Below are 22,300 nucleotides of genomic sequence, written 5' to 3' on the forward strand. Positions count from 1 at the left end.
GCAACCACCGCCGAAAACGACACCCGGAGTGCAGCTATTTCAACGCGGTGACCAGGTCGGCGTCGGGAAAACAGGTGGCGGCGCGACCGTTCTTCGCCTGCCATTTGCCGATCGACCGGCGCGTCTTGAAACCGGGCAGGCCATCGGCGCTGCCGACGTCGTAGCCCTCGGCCTCCAGCGCCCGCTGCAAGGTGGCGATGTCGGACCTGTGGAGCCCGCCGACCGCACGCCAGCGCCCCGAAAAATTGCTGTCGCCGTTGGCGATGCGGTCAGCGCCGTGGCCGATAAACAGGGCGTAGAGATCGCTGGTGTTGTATTGCTTCAGGACGTAGAAATTGGGCGTGACGATGAAGGCTGGACCGCTGCGCCCGGCCGGCATCAGAAGAAAGCCTTCGGCCTTCAATTCGCGCGCCGGGAACGGTCTTGCCGCGATGCGCTTGATGCCCAGATCAGCCCACTCGGAAATCCTCTTGCCCTGGTCCGGGCCTTCGAGCGAACAGGAGACCGCTTCCGGCACCGTCACCTCAAAACCCCAGCCGCGGCCCTTCACCCAGCCATAATGGACGAGGTAGTTGGCGATCGAGGCCAGCGTGTCCGGCACCGAGTTCCAAATGTCGACCCGATCGTCGCCATCGAAGTCGACGGCATGTTTGAGGAACGAACTCGGCATGAACTGCGGCTGGCCGAGTGCGCCGGCCCATGACGATTTCATCGCGCCGACCGGGGCCAGCCCGCGCTCGACGATCTCGAGCGCCGCCATAAGCTCGGTACGGAAGAAATCCTTCCTGGTCGCCATGAAGGCCTTGGTCCCCAGCACTTCGAAGGCGTCGTAAGGCATTTTCGCCGCGCCAAAGCCGCTCTCGCGGCCCCAGATCGCCAGCAGCACCTCGCCCGGCACGCCGTAGCGCTTCTCGATCGCGGCAATGGTCCTGGCATTGGCCGCCTTGCGGGTGCGCCCACCAGCGGTCACGGCGCGAACCGTCTTTTCGGCGAAATAGGCGCCGGGCGAATCGAACTCGGCCTGATGCTGCTTTTGCGGCGTCGTCGCTTTTTTGCCCGGCATTACCAGGTCGGGCAGTTTGAGGTTCGGTTTGATGCCGTCGAAGGCGGCGTCGAAGGTTTTTCTGGAGATGCCGTTGGCGTTGGCTTCGGGCCAGAGGTCGTTGTTGAGCCAGGCGCGGAACTGGGTGTCGAGTTTTGTGGCGGAGGCGGGGGTGGAAATCAAAAGTCCGGTTAGCGCGACCAGAAAAATCGCCAGTCCGCGAAGTCCGCGTTCTGTGGCGCCCCCCTCTGTCCTGCCGGACATCTCCCCCACTCGGGGGGAGATTGGCAGCTTTGACCACGGCGCTTTTCCTCCAACGCTGGAGGTTTGCGAAAGCCGGGATGACAGCCAATCTCCCCCCAAGTGGGGGAGATGTCCGGCAGGACAGAGGGGGGCGCCACAGAACGCAATCATCTCAAGAATACCTCCCCCCAATCGCCTCAAAACGCCGTCCGCGAGCGCAGCGCGGCGGCCAGCGTGCCTTCGTCGAGATAGTCGAGTTCGCCGCCGACCGGGACGCCATGCGCCAGCCGCGTCACCTTGATATCGAAGCCGGACAATTGATCGGTGAGATAATGCGCGGTGGTCTGGCCCTCGACGGTGGCGTTGACGGCAAGGATCACCTCCTTGACCTCGCCGCCGGCGACGCGGTCGACCAGCGAGCGGATGTTGAGCTGCTCGGGGCCGATGCCGTCGAGCGGCGACAGCGAGCCGCCGAGCACGTGATAGCGGACATTCATGGCGGCCGCCCGCTCCAGCGCCCACAGGTCGGCCACGTCCTCGACGACGATGAGCGTGCCGGCGTCGCGGCGCGGATCGGTGCAGATCATGCAGGGGTCGGACGTATCGACATTGCCGCAGGTCGAGCAGATGCGCACCTTGTCGACCGCCTCGCTCATGGCGGCGGCGAGCGGCGACAGCAACTGCTCCTTCTTCTTGATGAGGTGAAGCGCTGCCCGCCTGGCCGAACGGGGCCCAAGCCCCGGCACCTTGGCCAGGAGCTGGATCAGGCGTTCGATCTCGGGACCGGCGATTCGCTTCGACATCGCATCGGTTTAGGATTTTTCAATGGGTTTTGGAACTGTCCTGCGGCGCGTGTCCTTCGAACGCAACGACGCTGCTGCGGGACAATCGCGTCGGCTTGCGTTGCCGACGTCGACTATCAATAGCTCAGTAGGCTTGCAGCGGCCTGCCCTGGCCGGCGATCATCGCGCCGATGGCATCGGTGTTCTCGGGTGTCGATTCAAACGACATCGTCGGCTCGGCCGGCGCCGCCGAAAATGACGTAGCCGGTTGCGCACCGGCGGTGCTGCCGAAACGGGCGGCGTCCGGCTCCTGCATCGCCACAAAGGTCACCTTCTCCGGTGTTGCCTTCCCTGAAGTAGCCTTTGCCGGCTGCGATGCGATCGCCGTCACATAGGTCACCTTGCTGGGCGCCGCCTTGGCGGCCGGCGCAGCAGAGGCCATGAGCGTCACCGGTGCGGCGCGCGACCGCCGCGGCGTCGCCTGCGCCACCGCGACGGTTGGCTCGTCCGGCAGTGGTTTCCAGTTGCGGCCGCGCTTTTCGTAGAAGGCGTTGCCGCCGGCGACCATGGTGTAGTGCATGTTCTTGTAGGGGAAACGCAGGCCGGCGGTGTGAAAGAACATCGAGTTCTTCAGCTTGGTCTTGCGCTCGCCCTTGAGCACCGCCTCGGCGGCTTCCTCGACATCGGGCATCGCCTTCGAATTCATCGGCCGTGTCATCACGCCCGGCGCGAACTGGCCGCGTTCGCCGACCACCTGGCAGATGGTGTTGCCGTGCTTGCCGGAGCGCAGCCGGTTCATCACCACCGTGCCGACGGCAATCATGCCGTCGCGGCTCGACCGGTTGGATTCGAAGAACATCGCGCGCTGGAGGCACTCCTTGTCCTTCGCTGTGTGATTGTAGGGCCGGGACCTAGCGGTATCGGTCAGGCTGGCCACGGACAGGCCGTGCGTGGTCTGACTGCAGGCGGCCAAAAACAGCGGAGAGGTGATGACGCCGAGCAGCAACGGCGTCTTCCATCGGGTCACGATCAAAGATATCCCCTCATTCTGTCGCCAGCCCGCCCCTGGTTGCGGCAAGAATGAGACACTTTCGGGCAAAAAGATGGCTAAAGCGTTATTAAGTGAGCGGAGTTGCCTAATGGACACAGCTGGCCGCGTTGACCGCTGCGCTCTTCGGCCATTGTAACGGCATGACCTTCGAGCGTCGCAGCCTTCGCAGCGTGGCCGGCCGGGCCAAAGCCATGGGCTCGCTCGACCGGCATACAGCACCTTAGAACGGCAGCTTCATTCCCGGCGGTATCGGCAGTCCGGCGGTCAGCGCCTGGGTCTTTTCCTGCATCATCTGCTCGACCTTGGCCCTGGCGTCATTGTGGGCGGCGAGGAGCAGATCCTCCAGAATCTCGACCTCGTCCTCCTTGAACAGCGATGGGTCGATTTTCAGCGCCTTCATCTCGAATTTGCCGGTCAGCGTCACGCTGACCAAGCCGCCGCCGGCCTGTCCGGTGGCTTCCAAGGTGGCGATCTCGTCCTGCATGGCCTGGAACTTGGCCTGCATTTCTTTCGCCTTGCCCATCAGGCCGAGAAGATCTTTCATCGCGTTGTCCTCTACGATTGATTTGTTTCTTGTTTAAGCACGATCTTCTCCGAAAACCGGCTCTCAATTTTTTGCTTCGCTGACCTTCGGTTGCTCAGGTTTCGTCTTCGTCGGTGGCCGGCTCGATCGGAACCTCTGCCTCCGCCGCATCGGCTTCCGGTGCGTCGGGAATACGCACGTCGATGATCTTGGCGCCGGGAAACCGCGCCAGGATGGCGGCGACGGTCGGGTCGCTCTTGGCATCGAGGAGGGCGTTTTCGCGTTTGGTCGATTCCATCTCGGCCAGCGTCTGGCCGCCCGCTTCCTTCGACAGCGACACCAGCCAGTTGCGGCCGGTCCAGGCGCGCAATTTGGCGGTCAGATCATTGAGCAGCATCTTCGGCGCGTCATCGGTCAGGCTGACGTCGATACGGCCCGGCTCGATGCGCACCAGGCGCACGCAGCGCTTGACCAGCACCTTGAAAGCGATGTCGCGCTGGGCGTCGGCAAGGGCGACGATGTCGGCCAGCGATTTAACCGGCACTGGCGGCGCATCGGCGACCGGCTCCGGCGCCGGAACGAAAGGCGCAGGCATCGGCTCGGGTTCGACCAGCCGCATCGTCTGGGCGCCGCCATTGGCCGTCGGCATCCGCGCCTGCGCCACGGCGCTGGCGCCACCATTACCCGGATTTGCTGGGCCAGAGCTTGCGGGCGCACCATTCGAGCGTGGCGCGCCATTCGGCACCGACGCTGCGCTCTCCAGCGATTTCAGCGCCTCGTCCAGCGTCGGCAGGTCGGCGGCATGCGCCAGCCGGATCAGCACCATTTCGGCGGCGCTGACCGGCCGGTTGGAGGACTGCACCTCGGGAATGCCTTTCAACAGCATTTGCCAGGTCCGCGACAGCACCCTGACCGACAGCGCCTTGGCGAAATCGGCGCCGCGCCGGCGCTCGTCCTCCGACAGCGAGGCGTCCTCGAGGGCTGTCGGCACGAAGCGCAGCCGGGTGACGAGATGGTTGAACTCGGCCAGGTCGGTCAGCACAGCGGCCGGATCGGCGCCGGTGTCGTACTGGTTGCGGAATTCGGCCAGTGCGGCCGCCACATCGCCCTTCATCACATGTTCGAACAGGTCGACGATGCGGGCGCGGTCGGCCAGCCCGAGCATGGCGCGCACCGCTTCGGCGCTGACCGCGCCGCTGCCATGGGCGATCGCCTGGTCGAGAATGGACAGCGAATCGCGCGCCGAGCCCTCGGCCGCGCGGGCGATCATCGCCAGCGCGTCGTCATCGACCGCGATGCCTTCCTTTCCGGCGATCGAGGAGAGGTGCGCGACCAATGTGCCGGCATCGATACGCCTGAGATCGAAGCGCTGGCAACGCGACAGAACGGTGATCGGAACTTTTCTGATTTCGGTGGTGGCGAAGATGAATTTGACGTGCGGCGGCGGCTCTTCCAGCGTCTTCAGCAGGCCGTTGAAGGCCTGCGTCGAGAGCATGTGCACTTCGTCGATGATGTAGACCTTGTAGCGCGCCGACACCGGCGCATAACGCACGCGCTCGATGATGTCCCTGATGTCGTCGATGCCGGTGTGCGAGGCGGCGTCCATCTCGATGACGTCGACATGGCGGCCTTCCATAATCGCCTGGCAATGCTCGCCCGGCACGGCAAGATCGACCGAAGGCTGGTCGACATCAGATGTTTTGTAGTTCAGGGCCCGCGCGAGAATGCGCGCCGTCGTCGTCTTGCCGACACCGCGCACGCCGGTCAGCATCCAGGCCTGGGCGATGCGGCCGGTGGCGAAAGCGTTGGTGAGGGTGCGGACCATCGGCTCCTGGCCGATCAGTTCGGAGAAATTGGCGGGACGGTATTTGCGCGCCAGAACGCGGTAGGCGGCGGCCTTTTCCGTTCCCGAATTTCCGGCTTCGCTCATTCGCCCGTAAAGCTCCAAGGGCCGCGGCTCAAGGCGGCCGATTTCTGCGCATAGTTTCGCCCGCAGGGCTTGGCGCCGTCAATATCGCGGGAGAAAGGCGAAGAGGTGGGAGGCTGGAACAATGACCCGTTCCGGGCTCGTTAGGGCTGCTTCCTTCCGGACCTGACCCGGTTGGCGAGTGGACCGTCCACCACCAACCTCCCGCTTCCCATATCGGCAATCCGGCGATGAAATGCAAGGGCGCAGTGACGGGCGGCGAAACCAGAAAATAAAAAACCGCCTCGGAGGCGGATCGCTGGCGCGATTAAGCACCATGTTGAAACTACTGGCATAGCGGCCGGCACAAAGCAAGAACAGATGAGCGAAAGCCATGGCCGGCAGACCAGAGGGGGCGCGAGATGGTGGCTTCATTCCAGCCCAAAGTCTTGGCAGGCCATACCCTGAGTTCTTCGCCGGACCATCATCGCCACGATCGGCCTTGATTCGCTTGCCGCCCTCTTGCGGGCTAACGGCAGCCGCTCTAGCGTCCATGAAGTAAAAAATACTACAAAAGTGAAGGAAACGCCGATGTCGCCGGGCCTCGAGGCCGGATTCACGCTGGATGCTCGTCTGGAGGCCGACAGCGAGCAGTTGATGTGGCTCGGCCTGTGCGAGTTGCGCGTGATGAACGACCGCCGCTGGCCGTGGCTGCTTCTGGTGCCGCAACGGCCGGGCGCGGAGGAAATCCATGATTTGACGCCGCTCGACCAGGCGATGCTGACCTTCGAGACCAATATGGTGGCGCAGGCGCTGAAAAGCGTGACCGGCTGCACCAAGATAAATAGCGGCGCACTTGGCAACATCGTCCGCCAGTTGCATGTCCATGTCCTTGCGCGCTCGGAAGGAGATCCCGGCTGGCCGGGCCCGGTGTGGGGGCACGGCATGCGCGAGCCCTACGAGCGCTCGGACCTGCGCCGGTTTGCGCAGAAGATAAAGGCGGCGCTATAAGCCTTTCCCATGTCCATCCTGAAGTTGGGTCTCGATGAGCTTCCGCCTGTTTGACGCGCCCTTGCGCGAGCCGAGCCAGTTCGTCGGCTTTGCCGGCAACATGATCGACCGGCAATCGGAAAACCGCGCCGACGATTCCGTCGAAAAGGCGCTCGCCGATCCTTCAGCCAGGCTTTTGCTGATGCATGGCGGGCGGCTCTACCTGAAGCTCATTGGTGGCGGCTTCGACCCCTGGTTCGGCGCCGAGGAAAGCCAGCCGCTCGAGGCGTTGCTCGACCGTGGCGTCCTGCTCGGTTTTTCCGACAGCGGCCCGGTGCTCGCCGTGCCGGCCGGGCTCGATCCCGAACAACTGCCGGAGACGATCAAGGCCATCGACTATCGCTCGGTCTACATGCAGGGGCTGATCGACGAGGCGGCGGCCGGCGCGATGGCGCAAGGAGCAGCGCTGCTCGCCTGGCATGCCAGCCACCGCTTCTGCAGCAAATGCGGCGCCGAAGCCGCGATGCGGGCCGGCGGCTACAAGCGGCTTTGCCCGGCCTGCGCCACCGAGCATTTTCCGCGAACCGACCCGGTGGCGATCATGCTGACGGCGACGCGGGAAAAATGCCTGCTCGGTCGCGGCCGGCATTTCGCGCCCGGCATGTATTCGGCGCTTGCCGGCTTCATCGAACCTGGCGAGACGATCGAGGCGGCGGTGCGCCGCGAAACGCTGGAGGAAGCCGGTATCCGGCTTGGCCGCGTCGTCTATCACGCCAGCCAGCCCTGGCCGTTTCCCTATTCGCTGATGATCGGCTGCTTCGGCGAGCCGCTCAACGACGACATCCAGGCCGACCTCAACGAGTTGGAAGACTGCCGCTGGTTCTTTCGCGACGAGGTGCTGTCGATGCTGGCCCGCGAGCATCCGGGCGGCCTGGTCACGCCGCCGAAGGGGGCGATCGCCTACAACCTCATCCGCGCCTGGGCCGACAGCGCATAGCCTGCAGGGGAAGCAAAAATGATCCGTCATACAGTGGTGTTCAGGCTGAGGCACAAGGAGAACTCGGCCGAGGAGGCAAAATTTCTGGCAGACGCCAAAATACTGGCGGCGATACCGGGCGTCGAGAAATTCGAGCAGTTGCGGCAGGTCAGCCCGAAGAACGATTATCGCTTCGGCTTCTCGATGGAGTTCGCCGACCAGGCTGCCTATTCCGGCTACAACGACCATCCCGATCACGTCGCCTTCGTCCGCGACCGCTGGATCCCGGAAGTCGCGGCGTTTTTGGAGATCGACTACGCGCCGCTGAGCTAAGTTGGTGACTTGCCGGTGAAAACCGCCAGCTGAGCGGCGAAAGCACGCTTGTAGGCGGGCCGGGCTTCGCCGCGGGCGACATAGGCGGAGAGATTCGGATATTCGTCCAGTATACCCGACCCGCTCAACCTTAGCAGCACGTGCACCATCATCAGGTCCCCGGCGCTGAACGCGCCATCGAGCCAGTCGGCATCGCCAAGACGACCGGAAAGCTCGCCCAGCCGGTCACGGATGCGATCTTCGACCATAGGCAGGCGCTGTTCGTGCCAGGTCTCGTCGCGCTCCAGGAGCACGGCGGTTTGGCGTTCAAGGATCGGCGGCTCCACGGTGTTTAGCGCGGCAAACATCCATGAGATTGCGCGCGCCCTGGCATTCGCCTCGTCTGGCAGCAGGCCCGCATGGCGCTCGGCGATATGGAACACGATCGCCCCCGACTCGAACAGCGCGAGATCGCCTTCTTCAAAGGTCGGAATCTGCCCGAAAGGATGAAGCGCGAGATGCGCGGGTTCCTTCATCGCTTTGAACGAAACGAGACGAACCTTGTAGGGCGGGCCGACTTCTTCAAGCGCCCAGCGAACACGCATGTCGCGCGCCAGTCCCCTGCCGCGATCGGGCGACCGTTCAAAGGCAGTGATGGTGGGGGTCATGGGCAGGCCTTCATCTCGTCGTCTCCCTTCTTCAGATTGCGGCAAGCAAAGGACGAATGTCGCGCCGGAATTCCGACATCTGCGAATTGTTTTTCAATCGCGCGTGACCGCCGCAACGGAGGCGCGTAGCGCTCCGGCGAAGTCGGGATGGCCATAGAGGTCGTTGTGGCCAGCCGCTATGGCGATGTGGCTGCGCAGGTCACGGGCAGCCTCGCGCAGAGGTGCCGAACGCGCCGCAGGTACGATGGTGTCATTCTCGGCGGTGATGACGGCCGTGGGCACATCGAGGTTGCGCAGCGTTTCTGCCGTCTCCATGCGGTGCCGCAGCAAGAGGCGCACCGGCAGCCAGGGATAGTGGTGAGCGGCGAGTTCTCTGAGCGAATCGAAGGGGGTCACCGTGACGATACCGCGCAACGGCCGGGCCGTCGCCAGATCGGCCGCAACCGCAGCGCCGATGCTAAGGCCGATGGCGACGATGCCGGCTTTGGCATCGCTGGCCAGCTGGTCATGGGCGCGTCGGGCGTCCTCGAACAGGGCGGCGGCCGACGGGCTGCCGCTGCTCGGCGCATAGCCGCGGTAGTGCAGCGCAGCGACCTCGTGTTCGGGAAATAACTGGTGCAGCATGAGGGCAAGTGCGTCGGCGTTCCAGGCGTTGCCGGCGAACCCCAGCAGCAGCGGGCGTGGCTCGGCCGGCGCCTGCCTTGCCGGCAGGCGGACCAGAACGACGCGCTCGCCATCCCCCGTCGCCAGTTCGACATGGCGGGCCCCAGCCGGCAGATCGGGTCCGAACCCCGCAAGGCCGGCCGGAAAAATCAGCCAGGACTGGAGCGCATACACGACGGCAACAATCACCGCATACAATCCAGCGACCGCGAGCGTCAGTTTCAAAAGCCACATCGCAGGAATGTCGCCCGATGCTCGTCACCTGGCAAGGCGCTGCGCTAGTCCGCCACCTTCCATTGCTCGCGCGACTGGCTGGCCGGGTAGACGCCCAGAATCCGCATTTCGCGCGAGAAGAAGGCAAGCTCGTCGAGCGCCAGTTTTACCAGCGGATCGTCGGGATGACCCTCGATGTCGGCATAGAACAGGGTCGCCGTGAATGCGCCGAGCTGGTAGCTCTCCAGCTTGGTCATGTTGACGCCGTTGGTGGCGAAGCCGCCCATCGCCTTGTAGAGCGCGGCCGGCACGTTGCGGACGCGGAAGATGAACGTCGTCATCATCCTGGCCTCGGCCGAGGGACGTTCGGCCCACTGCCTGTTCCTGGTCAGCACGACGAACCGGGTGACGTTGCTGTCGGTATCCTCGACATTCTGCTCGATGATGTCGAGCCCGTAGAGCGTCGAAGCCAGCGCCGGCGCCAACGCGGCCATGGTGCGGTCCTTCAGCTCGGCAACCAGCTTGGCGGCGCCCGCCGTGTCGCCGGCGACCACCGGCTTCCAGCCGTTCTTGCGGATATACTTGCGGCACTGGCCGAGCGCGTGGATGTGGCTGTGCACGGTCTTGATCTCGTCGCGCCTGACGCCCGGCAGAACCATCAGCTGGAAATGGATCGGCAGGAAATATTCGCCGACGATGTGCAGCTTCGATTCCGGCAGGAGATGATGGATGTCGGCGACGCGCCCGGCAATCGTGTTTTCGATCGGGATCATGGCGAGGTCGGCCTTGCCGGTCTCGACCGCATTGAAAGCGTCCTCGAAGGTCGGACACGGCAACGGCTCCATATCAGGGAACATGTTGCGGCAGGCGGTGTCGGAATTGGCGCCCGGCTCGCCCTGGAAGGCTATTCTGTTGGTTTTCTCAGGCATGCCAAATGTCTCAGGTGTCCAGATGTCTCAGGTTGAAAGGACGGTTCTGGCGCGTTCGAGATCGTCCGGCGTGTCGACGCCGAACGGCGCCGACTGCACGATCTCGGCGTCGATGCGCATGCCGGCCTCCAGCGCCCGCAACTGCTCGAGCTTCTCGCGCCGTTCCAGCGGCGACGGCTGCAGCGCGACGAACCGCTCGAGCGCTGAGCGGCGATAGGCATAGAGGCCGATGTGATGATAGAGCGGCCCCTCGCCCCAGGGTGCGGTGGCGCGGGTGAAATAGAGCGCCCGCAACCGTGTCTCCGACAGCGACGAGCCGACGATCTTGACGACATTCGGGTTGGTCTTTTCCTCGTCGCGGACGATCTCGATGCCAAGCGTGGCGATGTCGACCGTCGCATCCTCGAAAGGCTTCAGTGCAGCCTTGATGATGTCGGGATCGATGGTCGGCAGGTCGCCCTGCACATTGACGATCGTTTCGACCTTGCGCCCGGGATCCAGCGTGGCCAGCGCCTCGAAGATGCGGTCGGAGCCCGATTCATGGCCGACGCGCGTCATCACCGCCTCGAAACCGTGCGTCCGCACCGCCTCCGCCACGCTGTCAGTATCGGTGGCGACCACCACCCGGCCGAGCCCCGCCTCGGCGGCGCGGCGGGCGACATGGACGATCATCGGAACGCCGGCGATGTCGGCCAGCGGCTTGCCCGGCAGGCGGGTCGAGGCCATGCGGGCCGGGATGAGGATGAGCGTGGACATCGGGTGATGAAGCATCCGAAAAAGAGGAAGGGAAAAGTGGCAAAAGGTCTCACTGGAAGCGCCCTTATAGGTGTTGCAACGCCAGAGCAAAAGACCTAGTTTCCGCCCGATTTGACCGCCTCGCGGGGTGGTTCACGATTACCGACGGACGGAGTGGACGGATCGGTCCGCCGGAAAAGGGAGCCTGGGGCGTATGGACTCTTTCGAAATCAACAAGCTGATCGGCGGCCTGCTCGGAACCGTGTTCGTCGTCTTCTCGGTCGGCATCATATCCGACGCGCTGTTCGCCTCCCCAGCACCGGAAAAACCCGGCTACGCCATCGAGGCGACCGAGGAGCCTGCCGAGGGCGGCCCGGCAGCCCCCGCCGAAGCCAAGCCGATCGCCGACCTCCTGGCCAACGCCAATGTCGAGGCGGGTGCGTCCGTGTTCAAGAAGTGCCAAGCCTGCCACACCGGTGAAAAAGGCGGACCGAACAAGGTCGGCCCCGATCTGTGGGACATCGTCGACCGTCCCATCGCCGAACATGCGGGCTTCGCCTATTCGGCGGGGATGAAGGAGTTTTCCAAGGGCGGCGCGGAAAAATGGACCTACGACCACCTCAATGACTTTCTGCTTTCGCCGAAGAAGCTGGTGAAGGGCACGGCGATGGGCTTCGCCGGCCTGCCGAAAGACGAGGACCGTGCCAACGTCATCGCCTATCTGCGCACGCTGTCGGACAGTCCGAAGCCGCTGCCGACACCCGGCGCTTCGGCCGAAAATGCAGCCGCGCCCGCCGAAGGCGCGGCACCGGCCAAGCCGGCAGAGGGTGAAGCACCGGCCGCCCCAGCTCCGGCCCCTGCTGCTCCCGCACCGGCTCCGGCGCAATAACGCAATTGTCATGGACAAATTCTTAGAAAAGCCGGGTTCAGCCCGGCTTTTTCAATTGGAAAAGCGCGTGTGCGGCGACAAAGCCGGCCTGTCGCGGTTTTCATGAGCGTCAAATGAACTAGATTGTCCGCTAGCAGCTATCGCACAGAGGAGAAGGCATGACGGTTGGCCGAACGTTTCTCAGATCGATGCTGGTTGTGGCAGCTTTTGCCGGCGGCCCGCAGGCAGCCTTGGCGGACGAATGGCGCACCACCTCGTCGCTGATCGGCGACTCCAAATATGGCGACAACTTCCAGCACTATGATTACGTCAATCCGAACGCGCCGAAGGGCGGCACGCTGAATTCGGTGGTGCTCGGCACATTCGACAGCTTCAATCCCTATATCGTCCAGGGTTCCGCCGCGGCTGGCTTCGCCCCGTTCGGCGGCGGATTGCTCTACGACACGCTGATGGAGCAGGCGACCGACGAAGGCAGCGTCAGCCATCCGCTGATCGCCGACGCCTACAAACATCCGGACGACTATTCGTCGGCAACATACCGCCTCGACCCGCGGGCCAAGTGGCATGACGGCAAGCCGATCACCACCGACGATGTAATCTGGTCGTTTCAGGTGCTGAAGGCCAACAGCCCGATGTACAGCCGCTATTTCGAGAATGTCACCGATGCGGTCGCGGTTTCCGACCGCGAGGTAGAATTCCATTTCGACCAGAAGGGCAACCGGGAACTGCCCAAGATTCTCGGCGATCTCGTCGTGCTGCCGAAGCACTGGTGGGAAGGCACCGACGCCACCGGCAAGAAACGCGACGTGACCAGGCCGACGCAGGAGCCGCCGCTCGGCTCGGCCGCCTACAAGATCGCCAGCTTCAAGCCGGGCTCTGAAATCATCTGGCAGAGGGTTCCAGACTACTGGGCTGCCAAACTGCCGGTGAAGATCGGCCGCGAGAATTTCGACAGGCAGCGTTTCAGCTACTTTCTCGACGACAATGCCGCCTGGCAAGCCTTCACCAAGGGCGGACTGCATGACATCAGGCCAGAAAACAGTTCGAGGCGCTGGAACACCGCCTATAATTTCCCGGCGGTCCAGGCAGGCGACGTCATCAAGCAGGAATTCAAGACCGCCTCGCCCGAACCGATGCAGGCCTTCATGCTCAACACGAGGCGTCCGCTGTTTGGGGATCGTCTGGTGCGCGCCGCGCTGACTTACCCGCTCGACTTCGAGGCCATGAACCGTACCTTGTTCTTCGGTTCCAACACCCGTACCAGCAGTTACTTCCAAGGCACCGAACTGGCATCGAGCGGCCTGCCGCAAGGCAAGGAACTGGAAATCCTCAAGCCATATCGCGACAAGCTGCCGCCCGAAGTCTTCACCCAGGAATTCAAGCTGCCGGTCTACGATTCGCCGCAGGCGGAACGCAAGTATCTCAAGACTGCGGTCGATCTCTTCGCCAAGGCGGGCTGGGTGATCAAGGGCGGCAAGATGGTCAATGCCAAGACAGGCGAGCCGTTCAAGTTCGAAATCCTCGGCTGGAACGATACCGACCAGGTCCTTTCCAGTCCCTATATCGCCAATCTGCGCAAGATCGGCGTCGACGCCACGCTGCGGCTGATCGACCAGACCCAATACATCAACCGCGTCAACAATTTCGATTTCGACGTCACCATAGCGCAGTTGGGGCAGTCGGATTCGCCTGGCAACGAGCAGCGTGACTTCTGGAGCTCCAAGTCCGCAGATACGCCTGGATCGCGCAACTACGCCGGCATCAAGAATCCGGTCGTCGATGCGCTGGTCGACCGCGTCATCTTCGCGACCGACCGTGACGATCTGGTTGCTGCCACCCATGCGCTCGACCGGGTGCTGCTGTGGAATTACTATGTCGTGCCGCAACACCATCGGTCGGCGGTCTGGATAGCGTACTGGAACAAGTTCGGCATCCCGGAAAAGCAGCCGGCCTATAGCGGCGTCGACCAGAATTCCTGGTGGATCGATGCGGACAAGGAAAAGGCGCTGGCAGCAAAATACAAGAGTGGCAATTGATGGCGGCGCTCCCCCGCCGCGTCTCGCTGGCCCGCCGCGACTTTCTGGCCTTGGGCGTCGCGGCCACGACGGCAGCGCTGTTGCCCGGCCGCGCCTTCGCCGCCATCCCGACGGGGGTCAAGCTGCATGGTCTGTCGGCCTTCGGCGACCTCAAATATTCCCCAGGTTTCACGCATTTCGACTATGTCAATCCGGACGCGCCCAAGGGCGGCCAGATGAATTTCGCACCGCCGAACTCCACCTTCAATCAGAGCTTCCTGACGTTCAACACGCTGAATTCGCTGGTGTTGAGAGGGGAATCGCCGCCGCGCACCGAACTCTGTTTCGATTCGCTGATGGCTAGCGCACTCGATGAGCCGGATGCGGTCTATGGCCGGCTTGCCGAGTCGGTTACCTTGTCGCCGGACCGCAATGGCTTCCGCTTCAGCCTGCGACCGCAAGCACGCTTCCACGACGGCTCGCCAATGACCGCGGAGGACGTCGCCTTCGCATTGAAGCTTTACAAGGACAAGGGCCATCCGAACCTCTCCCAGGCGTTGCGGCATATGACGGAAGCGGTTGCGGCCGATCCGGTTACCGTGGACCTCACCTTCAACGGCAAACAATCCGCGCAGAATATCCTTGCGATCGTCGCCATGCCGATCGTGTCCAAAGCCTTTTATACGGTCAATGATTTCGATGCCTCGACGATGACACCGCCGCTCGGCTCCGGACCTTACAAAATAGGGCGCGTGGCGGCCGGACAGACCGTCGAATATGAGCGCGTCGCCGACTATTGGGGCAGGGATCTGGCCGTGAACCGCGGCGTCTATAATTTCGACCGCATCCGCATCGATTTTTACATCAATCGCCAGGCAGCGTTTGAAGCCCTGAAGAAGGGGGACACGCATTTTCGCGAAGAATTTACCTCGCGGGTATGGGCAACCGGTTACGACTTTCCGGCACTGAAGGACGGCCGGGTCGTCAAACGCGAATTTCCCGGCGAGAAAACGCCATCCATGCAGGCTGTCGCGCTGAACCAGCGTCGTCCGCAATTCCGCGATGTGCGCGTCAGACGCGCGATCGCCAATTGCTTCGATTTCGAATGGACCAAGCGGGTTCTGTTTTACGGCGCCTACGAGCGCTCGCAATCGAATTTCGAGCGGTCGGATTACAAGGCCGAGGGCCTGCCCTCGCCCAAGGAATTGGCCCTGCTGGAGCCGTTCCGAGCCGAGTTGCCGCCGGAAACCTTCGGCGAAGCGGTGATGCAGCCTGTCTCCGACGGTTCGGGCCACGACCGCAAGCTGCTGCGCGCGGCTTCGAGACTGCTTGCCGAAGCCGGCTGGAAGCGGGCGGGCAATTTCGTTGTCAATGAAAAGGGCGAGCCGCTGCGAGTGGAAATGCTGGCCGAGGACGACGGCATCGTTCGGCTTTTGTCGCCGTGGGCCGAGAACATGAAAACGATCGGCATCGACGCTTCGATCCGGCAGGTCGATTCGACGCAATATGAACAGCGGCAGAGCAATTTCGATTTCGATTTCACCCTGCTCGCCTGGTCGATCGGGGCGACGCCGACTGCCGACGGCCTGGAGATACTCTACGATTCGCGGATGGCGAAAACGCCGGGGATGCGCAATTATCCCGGCACGGAAAGCAAGGCCATCGATGCGCTGATCGAGGCAGCCGGCAAGGCGCAGAGCCGGATCGAACTGATCACGGCGCTCAAAGCGCTCGATCGGGTCTTGCGCGCGCGGCTAGACTGGATTCCAACATATTATCTCGCGAATCACCGAGTCGCCTATTGGGACATGTTCGGCTTTCCCGAGCAGAAGCCCGATTTCGGCTTTCCGGTCGAGGCGCTGTGGTGGTTCGACAAGGACAAGGCGGCAAAGATTGGCAAAGGGTGAATTTCCTGCAGGCGTCGGCGCCGCCCCTCACCTGCCTGCCGGCATCCTCTCCCCGTATAGTGACGGGGAGAGGGGCGCCTTCATCGATGATTTCGCCAATCACAAGCGAGGCAATAAAGGCGCCGAGATTGCGGCCAGCCCATTTCTCCCCGTCACTATACGGGGAGAAATGTCCGGCAGGACAATGAGGGGCGGCGCTGCCGTCGACGATTGGTCTGAAGCAGTGCTCTTCCTCGAGATGGACAATTTCTGATGGGCGCCTATATCCTGCGCCGCATCCTGCTAATGATCCCGACCCTGTTCGGCATCATGGCAGTGTCTTTCGCCGTCATCCAGTTCGCGCCGGGCGGGCCGGTCGAGCAGGTCATCGCCAGGCTGACCAACCAGGGCGGCAGCGATCGCCTTGGCGGCGGCGGCGGTGACGCCGGCGCCAGCAATTTCGACGTAGCCGGCGATGCCGGTTCGAGATATCGCGGCGCGCAAGGGCTCGACCCCGAATTCATCGCCAAGCTGGAAAAGCAGTTCGGTTTCGACAAGCCACCGCTAGAGCGCTTCGGCATGATGCTGTGGAACTACATCCGGTTCGATTTCGGCGACAGCTATTTCCGTGACATTTCAGTGATCGATCTGATCCTGGAGAAGATGCCGGTGTCGATCTCGATCGGGTTGTGGATCACGCTGCTGTCCTACCTGATCTCGATCCCGCTCGGCATCCGCAAGGCCGTCAAGGACGGCACGGCATTCGACGTATGGACCAGCGGCATCGTCATTGTCGGCTACGCCATTCCGGGCTTCCTGTTCGGCATCCTGCTGATGGTGCTGTTTGCCGGCGGATCGTTCTACGACTGGTTTCCGCTGCGCGGCATCACCTCCGACAATTGGGACCAGCTGTCTTGGCCGGCGCGGATCGTCGACTATCTCTGGCACATGACCTTGCCGCTGACGGCGCTGGTGCTGTCGGCCTTCGCCACAACGACGCTTTTGACCAAGAATTCTTTCCTCGAGGAAATCCGCAAGCAGTATGTGGTGACCGCCCGCGCCAAGGGCCTGTCGGAACGGCAAGTTCTCTACGGCCACGTCTTCCGCAACGCCATGCTGATCGTGGTCGCCGGCTTTCCCGGCGCCTTCATCTCGGCCTTCTTCACCGGCTCGCTGCTGATCGAGAACATCTTTTCGCTCGACGGCCTCGGCCTGCTCGGTTTCAGGTCGGTGGTCGAGCGCGACTATCCGGTGGTGTTCGCCAATCTCTACATCTTCTCGCTGCTTGGTCTGATCGTCGGGCTGCTGTCCGACCTGATCTATACCTGGGTCGACCCGCGCATCGACTTCGAGCGGAGAGACGTCTGATGGCCGGGGCCGCAGCCGAAACGGCGCCGGAGCGGATCGCACGGCCCTGGCTGTCGCCGCTCAACCAGCGGCGGCTGCAGAATTTCAGGGCCAACCGGCGCGGCTACTGGTCGTTGTGGATCTTCCTCGTGCTTTTCGTGCTGTCGCTGTTTTCCGAATGGATCGCCAACGACAAGCCGGTCCTCGTCTCCTACAAGGGCGAAATCCTGTTTCCGGTCGTGGTCGCTTATCCCGAAGAGAAGTTCGGCGGCTTTTATGCGGTCACCGACTATCGCGACCCGGTCATCCAGGACGAGATCAATGCTCATGGCTGGATGATCTGGCCGCCCGTCCGCTACTCCTACCGGACGGTCAACAATGCCATTCCCGAGGCCGCACCAACCAAGCCGTCCTGGCTCTATGACACCAAGACACGTTGCAACCAGTATCCGCAAGGTGCGGCCGACCCCAATTGCGTCGTCGGCAACTGGAACTGGCTGGGCACCGACGACCAGGCCCGCGACGTGCTGGCGCGCGTCATCTATGGATTCAGGGTCTCGGTGCTGTTCGGCCTGATCCTCACCGCCGGCTCGGCGGTGATCGGCGTGACGGCCGGCGCATTGCAGGGTTATTTCGGCGGCTGGACCGACCTTCTGTTCCAGCGCTTCATAGAAATCTGGTCGGCGATCCCGGTGCTTTATCTGCTCCTCATCGTCGCCGCCATCCTGCCGCCCGGCTTCTTCATCCTGCTCGGGCTGATGCTGCTGTTCTCCTGGGTGGCGCTGGTCGGCGTGGTGCGGGCCGAGTTCCTGCGCGCCCGCAACTTCGAATATGTCAACGCCGCGCGCGCGCTGGGCGTACCCAACGGTACTATCATGTTCCGGCATCTGTTGCCCAACGCCATGGTGGCGACGCTGACCTTCCTGCCCTTCCTGCTCAGCGGCTCGATCTCGACGCTGACCTCGCTCGACTACCTTGGCTTCGGCCTGCCGCCCGGCTCGGCCTCGCTGGGCGAGCTCCTCAAGCAGGCGCAGCGCAACCTCAACGCGCCATGGCTGGGCATCTCCGGCTTTGTCGTCATCTCGCTGATGCTGTCGCTGCTGGTCTTCGTCGGCGAAGCGACCCGCGACGCCTTCGATCCGCGCAAGACGTTCAGATGAGGGCGATGCAGGCTGGCATTTGACATGTTATGTTTCGGAAATGGCAATCCCGACAAAAAGCGGACGTACCTCAAGGAACCGGCGGCTTTGACGGTGAGTTGGCGTCCGTTCAGTCCGTCAATCCGCAGAGGAAAGGGTCATGAATAGGGTCATCCTTGAACACTACCCGGCATCGAAGCTCCCGGATGAACTACGAAAGGGCATAGCTCCGAGCGCCTCGGTCAAAGTGACAGTGGAGGAAGAGGCCAACAGGCCGCTTGGCCGCGAACAATTGCTTGAACTCATGCGGAATGCCCAGGCCAACGCGCCGGGAACAAGCCTCGACGAGGCTGTCGCGCGTGTTCGTGCCCTCCGCGATGAGTGGGAGGATTGATGGCTTCAGTCCGGCTTTATGTCGATACCAACATTTTCATCTATGCCTTTGAAAACAATGATGCCCTTGCAAAAAAACTGCTTCAGCTCATTTCACTGAACGAGGGCAGAAAGCAGCCGTTCCTGGCGACAAGTGATCTCGTGCTCGCAGAGTTGATGGTCGATCCCCTGAGAAAGAACAATGAGCGACTGATCGAACTCTACGACAGTATTTCAATCGGCAATGCCTTCATCTCAATTGGGACGATAACTCGCGAGGTCCTCTGGCACGCAGCACAGTTGCGTTCGGAATTCCTTTCCTTGAGATTACCGGACGCGATCCATCTTTCCACAGCGATGCACTTCGGTTGCACACAATTTCTGACCGCGGATACGAGATTGAAAGAGACCTATTCCATCGCACCAAATCGTCTCGTTCCCCCTCGAATGGCAGCCAAAATTTCGGTCATACGACCGGAAATTTCCGCCTTGGACAGGGTTGTAGCGGAAGTTGAGCGATGACCGCCCCTCTCCTTTCCGTGCAAGACCTCAGCGTTGGCTTCGCGCAGGAAGGCCGCCGGTCGATGGCCGTCGACCACATCTCCTTCGACATCGCCAAGGGCGAGACGGTGGCGCTGGTCGGCGAATCCGGCTCCGGCAAGTCGGTCTCGGCGCTGTCGGTGCTGAAGCTGCTGCCCTATCCGGCCGCCAGCCATCCGTCGGGAAAAATCCTGTTCCAGGGCGCCGATCTGCTCGCTGCCGACGAGAAGGCATTGCGCCGGGTGCGCGGCAACAAGATCACCATGATCTTCCAGGAGCCGATGACCTCGCTCAACCCGCTGCACACGATCGAGCAGCAGATCGTCGAGGTGCTGACGCTGCACCAGGGCCTGGGTGACCGCCAAGCCAAGGCGCGCACTCTGGAGCTGCTCAACGAGGTCGGCATCCGCGAGCCGGAGAAGCGGCTCGACGCTTATCCGCACCAGCTTTCCGGCGGTCAGCGCCAGCGCGTCATGATCGCCATGGCGCTGGCCAACGAGCCGGAACTGCTGATCGCCGACGAGCCGACGACCGCACTCGACGTCACTGTGCAGGCGCAGATCCTCGAGCTGCTCGCGGAGTTGAAGAGCCGCAAAGGCATGTCGATGCTGTTCATCACCCACGACCTCGGCATCGTCAGAAAGATCGCCGACCGGGTCTGCGTGATGACCAAGGGCAAGATCGTCGAAACCGGGCCGACGAAAGAAATCTTCGCCAACCCGCAGCACAGCTATACGCGGCATTTGCTTGCCGCCGAACCCAAGGGCAAGCCGCCCGCCGCCAACGCTGCTGCCAGGCCAGTGATGACCGGCCAGGACATAAAAGTCTGGTTTCCGATCAAGAAAGGCTTTTTCCGGCGCACCGTCGACAATGTGAAGGCGGTCGACGGCATCGACGTCACCGTGCGCGCCGGCCAGACGCTCGGCGTCGTCGGCGAATCCGGCTCGGGCAAGACGACGCTCGGCCTGGCGCTGGCCAGGATGATCTCGTCGACCGGGACCATTCAGTTCGATGGGCGCGATATCAACGAGCTGTCATTCAACGCCATGCGGCCGCTGCGGCGCGAGTTGCAGATCGTCTTCCAGGATCCGTTCGGGTCGTTGAGTCCGCGCATGTCGGTCTCCGAGATCATCGAGGAAGGGCTGAAGATCCACGAGCCGAAACTGTCGCCCGATGAGCGCGACAATCGCATTGTCGATGTGCTCGGTGAAGTCGGGCTCGATCCCGCCACGCGCAATCGCTATCCGCACGAGTTTTCCGGCGGCCAGCGCCAACGCATCGCCATCGCCCGCGCCATGGTGCTCAACCCGCGCTTCGTCATGCTGGACGAGCCGACCTCGGCGCTCGATATGAGCGTGCAGGCGCAGGTGGTCGACCTTCTGCGCAGTCTGCAGGCGAAGCACGACCTCGCCTATCTGTTCATCAGCCACGACCTGAAGGTCATCCGTGCGCTTGCCAACGACGTCATCGTCATGCGCAATGGCAGGATCGTCGAGGCCGGCCCGTCCGAACAGATTTTCGAACGGCCGCAGACCGACTATACCAAGGCGCTGATCTCGGCCGCATTCAGGATCGAAACGGCGCCGGTCGGCATCGTCAGCGAGTAGGCTGTACCGCATAAAGGAAAAAGAACCCGCCATGGAAAAAGGCCGTGTCCTGCTTGCCCTCACCGGTATCCATCCGGGCCGTTGGCGCGAGCTCTTGGCGGCCGAACGCGAGGTGGTGCTCGAGCCGGAAGGCGCCAGCGATGCTTCGATCACCTATGCGGTGGTTTGGAAGCAGCGGCCGAACCTTCTGTCGTCCCTGCCCAATCTGCGCGCTGTCTTTTCGATCGGCGCCGGCGTCGACCACATCTTCGCCGATCCCACTTTGCCCGACGTGCCGATCGTCAAGGTCGTGGCCGACAATTTGACCCAGTACATGACCGAATATGTCGTCTGGCGGGTGCTCGATCACCATCGGCAGGGCCTGCTTTACCGGTCGCAGCAGCAAAGGAAGATCTGGCACGAGTCGCCGCAGCGGCCGGCCGGCGACATCTCCATCGGCATCATGGGGCTCGGCACGCTTGGCCGCGCGGCGGCGTCGGTGCTTTTGTCACTCGGCTTTGCGGTCAATGGCTGGTCGCGCAGCGACAGGCCGGTGAAAGGCGTTTCGACCTATGCCGGCGAGGCCGGATTGATCCCCTTCCTCAACGCCACCGATATCCTGGTGGTGCTGTTGCCGCTTACGCCGCAGACGCAAGGCATCATCAATTACGGCGTGCTGAAGGAGTTGAGAAAACGCAACGGCCTCGGCGGCTCAGTGCTGATCAACGCCGGGCGCGGCAAGTTGCAGAAGGACGCCGACATTCTGCGTGCGCTGGAGGACGGCACGCTCAAGGAGGCGAGCCTCGACGTGTTCGAGGTCGAGCCGCTGCCGAAGACCAGCCGGCTGTGGAACCACCCGAAGGTGTTCGTGACGCCGCATGCGGCGGCGACCTCCGATCCCCTGCATCTGGTGCCGATCATGCTGCGCCAGATGGCCGCCTTCGAGCGCGGCGAGAAGCTCGAGAACGTCGTCGATCGCAACGCCGGGTATTAACCCGGCTTGCCGCATTCGCGGCGGGCGATCGACCGGTTCATGGCGTCGATCCGGCCGCTTGCCTGTTCGACGTCGCGCTGGGCCTTGGAACGGGCGTCCGGCGTGAACGGGCCGAGGCCCACCCCGGGATCGGAGAAGGACGGCTTGGCATCCAGTGGAAGGCGATATTGCTGCGCCAGCCGGTTTCGTTGCGCTAGCAATTGATCGCAAGGCACGCTGTCATATTGCAGCGAGGACTGGACATTCGCGTCCTGTCGCTCGGCAATCGAGGTGCCGACGCAACCGGCTATTGCCAGGCAAGATGCCAAGACCACCAAGTTCCAGCGCATGCAACGTCCTCCGTGTCAGTGTCCTGCCCTTTCGGGCACGCGAATCGGACTTTTTCGCAGCCGCCGCCACGTGTGGCGCAGGTGAACGAAAAGGGTCGCCGGACAAGGCCTGATGCGATTTCGTGATGGAGATCCCGCCGGCAGTTGCCTGTATGCCGAGTCAGCAGTCA

23 protein-coding genes and 1 other RNA gene are annotated in these 22,300 nt (G+C 62.8%); 13 read left to right on the forward strand and 11 right to left on the reverse strand.

What is annotated here, in order from left to right:
* Positions 1–34: 34 nt before the first annotated feature.
* The 6 genes from AC0L2R_RS16700 to ffs form a co-directional block, all read right to left on the reverse strand.
* Positions 35–1,306: a lytic murein transglycosylase gene (locus AC0L2R_RS16700; RefSeq protein ID WP_473510255.1), complete on the reverse strand. Its 1,272-nt coding sequence runs from the start codon at positions 1,304–1,306 to the stop codon at positions 35–37.
* A gap of 176 nt (positions 1,307–1,482) precedes the next feature.
* On the reverse strand, positions 1,483–2,088 hold the full coding sequence (gene recR, locus AC0L2R_RS16705) for a recombination mediator RecR (protein ID WP_023802085.1): 606 nt from the start codon (positions 2,086–2,088) through the stop codon (positions 1,483–1,485).
* A gap of 124 nt (positions 2,089–2,212) precedes the next feature.
* Entirely contained in the window at positions 2,213–3,100 is an 888-nt protein-coding gene (locus tag AC0L2R_RS16710; protein ID WP_473510257.1) for a cell wall hydrolase, read from the reverse strand.
* A 238-nt stretch (positions 3,101–3,338) separates the two neighbouring features.
* On the reverse strand, positions 3,339–3,662 hold the full coding sequence (locus AC0L2R_RS16715; protein ID WP_065005911.1) for a YbaB/EbfC family nucleoid-associated protein: 324 nt from the start codon (positions 3,660–3,662) through the stop codon (positions 3,339–3,341).
* Between the two features lie 94 nt (positions 3,663–3,756).
* Entirely contained in the window at positions 3,757–5,571 is a 1,815-nt protein-coding gene (locus AC0L2R_RS16720) for a DNA polymerase III subunit gamma/tau (protein ID WP_473510259.1), read from the reverse strand.
* Positions 5,572–5,676: 105 nt separating this feature from the next.
* Positions 5,677–5,773, reverse strand: an RNA gene (gene ffs / locus AC0L2R_RS16725) — signal recognition particle sRNA small type.
* 365 nt (positions 5,774–6,138) lie between these two features.
* Between ffs and AC0L2R_RS16730 the strand changes: the two genes are divergently transcribed.
* The 3 genes from AC0L2R_RS16730 to AC0L2R_RS16740 are packed head-to-tail and all read left to right on the forward strand — an operon-like array spanning position 6,139 to position 7,846.
* On the forward strand, positions 6,139–6,558 hold the full coding sequence (locus tag AC0L2R_RS16730; RefSeq protein WP_473510261.1) for an HIT domain-containing protein: 420 nt from the start codon (positions 6,139–6,141) through the stop codon (positions 6,556–6,558).
* Between the two features lie 34 nt (positions 6,559–6,592).
* Positions 6,593–7,534 (forward strand): NAD(+) diphosphatase, encoded by a 942-nt coding sequence (nudC, locus tag AC0L2R_RS16735; RefSeq protein WP_473510263.1) that lies wholly within the window; start codon positions 6,593–6,595, stop codon positions 7,532–7,534.
* A gap of 18 nt (positions 7,535–7,552) precedes the next feature.
* The gene (locus AC0L2R_RS16740; protein WP_473510265.1) at positions 7,553–7,846 is read left to right on the forward strand and encodes a Dabb family protein; all 294 of its coding nucleotides are present in this window, start codon (positions 7,553–7,555) and stop codon (positions 7,844–7,846) included.
* Here AC0L2R_RS16740 and AC0L2R_RS16745 read toward each other — a convergent pair.
* The 4 genes from AC0L2R_RS16745 to AC0L2R_RS16760 all read right to left on the reverse strand — a co-directional run bounded on the left by AC0L2R_RS16745 (position 7,843) and on the right by AC0L2R_RS16760 (position 11,054).
* The gene (locus AC0L2R_RS16745) at positions 7,843–8,493 is read right to left on the reverse strand and encodes a glutathione S-transferase family protein (RefSeq protein ID WP_473510267.1); all 651 of its coding nucleotides are present in this window, start codon (positions 8,491–8,493) and stop codon (positions 7,843–7,845) included. The two genes, AC0L2R_RS16740 and AC0L2R_RS16745, sit on opposite strands and share 4 nt — an antisense overlap.
* A gap of 93 nt (positions 8,494–8,586) precedes the next feature.
* Positions 8,587–9,390: an alpha/beta hydrolase gene (locus AC0L2R_RS16750; protein ID WP_473510269.1), complete on the reverse strand. Its 804-nt coding sequence runs from the start codon at positions 9,388–9,390 to the stop codon at positions 8,587–8,589.
* Between the two features lie 44 nt (positions 9,391–9,434).
* Positions 9,435–10,298, reverse strand: a complete 864-nt coding sequence (locus AC0L2R_RS16755) for a prephenate dehydratase (RefSeq protein WP_473510270.1) — start codon at positions 10,296–10,298, stop codon at positions 9,435–9,437.
* 27 nt (positions 10,299–10,325) lie between these two features.
* Positions 10,326–11,054 carry a 3-deoxy-manno-octulosonate cytidylyltransferase gene (locus AC0L2R_RS16760; protein ID WP_473510272.1) on the reverse strand — a complete coding sequence of 243 codons (729 nt, stop codon included), beginning with the start codon at positions 11,052–11,054 and terminating at the stop codon, positions 10,326–10,328.
* A 193-nt stretch (positions 11,055–11,247) separates the two neighbouring features.
* On the opposite strand from AC0L2R_RS16760, the gene AC0L2R_RS16765 reads away from it, so the two are divergent.
* The 10 genes from AC0L2R_RS16765 (at position 11,248) to AC0L2R_RS16810 (ending at position 21,801) form a co-directional block, all read left to right on the forward strand.
* Positions 11,248–11,922: a c-type cytochrome gene (locus AC0L2R_RS16765; RefSeq protein WP_473510274.1), complete on the forward strand. Its 675-nt coding sequence runs from the start codon at positions 11,248–11,250 to the stop codon at positions 11,920–11,922.
* A gap of 158 nt (positions 11,923–12,080) precedes the next feature.
* Positions 12,081–13,958 carry an extracellular solute-binding protein gene (locus AC0L2R_RS16770; RefSeq protein ID WP_473510276.1) on the forward strand — a complete coding sequence of 626 codons (1,878 nt, stop codon included), beginning with the start codon at positions 12,081–12,083 and terminating at the stop codon, positions 13,956–13,958.
* Positions 13,958–15,844: an extracellular solute-binding protein gene (locus AC0L2R_RS16775; RefSeq protein ID WP_473510277.1), complete on the forward strand. Its 1,887-nt coding sequence runs from the start codon at positions 13,958–13,960 to the stop codon at positions 15,842–15,844. The genes AC0L2R_RS16770 and AC0L2R_RS16775 overlap by 1 nt, the downstream gene beginning before the upstream one ends.
* Entirely contained in the window at positions 15,831–16,097 is a 267-nt protein-coding gene (locus tag AC0L2R_RS16780) for a hypothetical protein (RefSeq protein ID WP_473510279.1), read from the forward strand. Before AC0L2R_RS16775 ends, AC0L2R_RS16780 begins: the two co-directional genes overlap by 14 nt.
* On the forward strand, positions 16,097–17,191 hold the full coding sequence (locus tag AC0L2R_RS16785) for a microcin C ABC transporter permease YejB (protein ID WP_473510280.1): 1,095 nt from the start codon (positions 16,097–16,099) through the stop codon (positions 17,189–17,191). The genes AC0L2R_RS16780 and AC0L2R_RS16785 overlap by 1 nt, the downstream gene beginning before the upstream one ends.
* Complete coding sequence (locus AC0L2R_RS16790; RefSeq protein WP_473510282.1) at positions 17,191–18,330, forward strand: ABC transporter permease; 1,140 nt, start codon at positions 17,191–17,193, stop codon at positions 18,328–18,330. The genes AC0L2R_RS16785 and AC0L2R_RS16790 overlap by 1 nt, the downstream gene beginning before the upstream one ends.
* A 139-nt stretch (positions 18,331–18,469) precedes the next feature.
* On the forward strand, positions 18,470–18,703 hold the full coding sequence (locus AC0L2R_RS16795) for a hypothetical protein (RefSeq protein WP_236379202.1): 234 nt from the start codon (positions 18,470–18,472) through the stop codon (positions 18,701–18,703).
* Positions 18,703–19,203: a type II toxin-antitoxin system VapC family toxin gene (locus tag AC0L2R_RS16800; RefSeq protein ID WP_473510284.1), complete on the forward strand. Its 501-nt coding sequence runs from the start codon at positions 18,703–18,705 to the stop codon at positions 19,201–19,203. The genes AC0L2R_RS16795 and AC0L2R_RS16800 overlap by 1 nt, the downstream gene beginning before the upstream one ends.
* The gene (locus tag AC0L2R_RS16805) at positions 19,200–20,828 is read left to right on the forward strand and encodes an ABC transporter ATP-binding protein (RefSeq protein ID WP_473510285.1); all 1,629 of its coding nucleotides are present in this window, start codon (positions 19,200–19,202) and stop codon (positions 20,826–20,828) included. Before AC0L2R_RS16800 ends, AC0L2R_RS16805 begins: the two co-directional genes overlap by 4 nt.
* 31 nt (positions 20,829–20,859) lie before the next feature.
* A complete protein-coding gene (locus AC0L2R_RS16810; RefSeq protein WP_473510287.1) occupies positions 20,860–21,801 on the forward strand; it encodes a 2-hydroxyacid dehydrogenase in 942 nt (313 codons plus the stop codon).
* On the opposite strand, the gene AC0L2R_RS16815 is transcribed toward AC0L2R_RS16810, so the two are convergent.
* A complete protein-coding gene (locus tag AC0L2R_RS16815; protein WP_027151648.1) occupies positions 21,798–22,130 on the reverse strand; it encodes a hypothetical protein in 333 nt (110 codons plus the stop codon). The two genes, AC0L2R_RS16810 and AC0L2R_RS16815, sit on opposite strands and share 4 nt — an antisense overlap.
* Between the last annotated feature and the right edge of the window lie 170 nt (positions 22,131–22,300).

The organism is Mesorhizobium sp. WSM4820, from assembly GCF_055811075.1.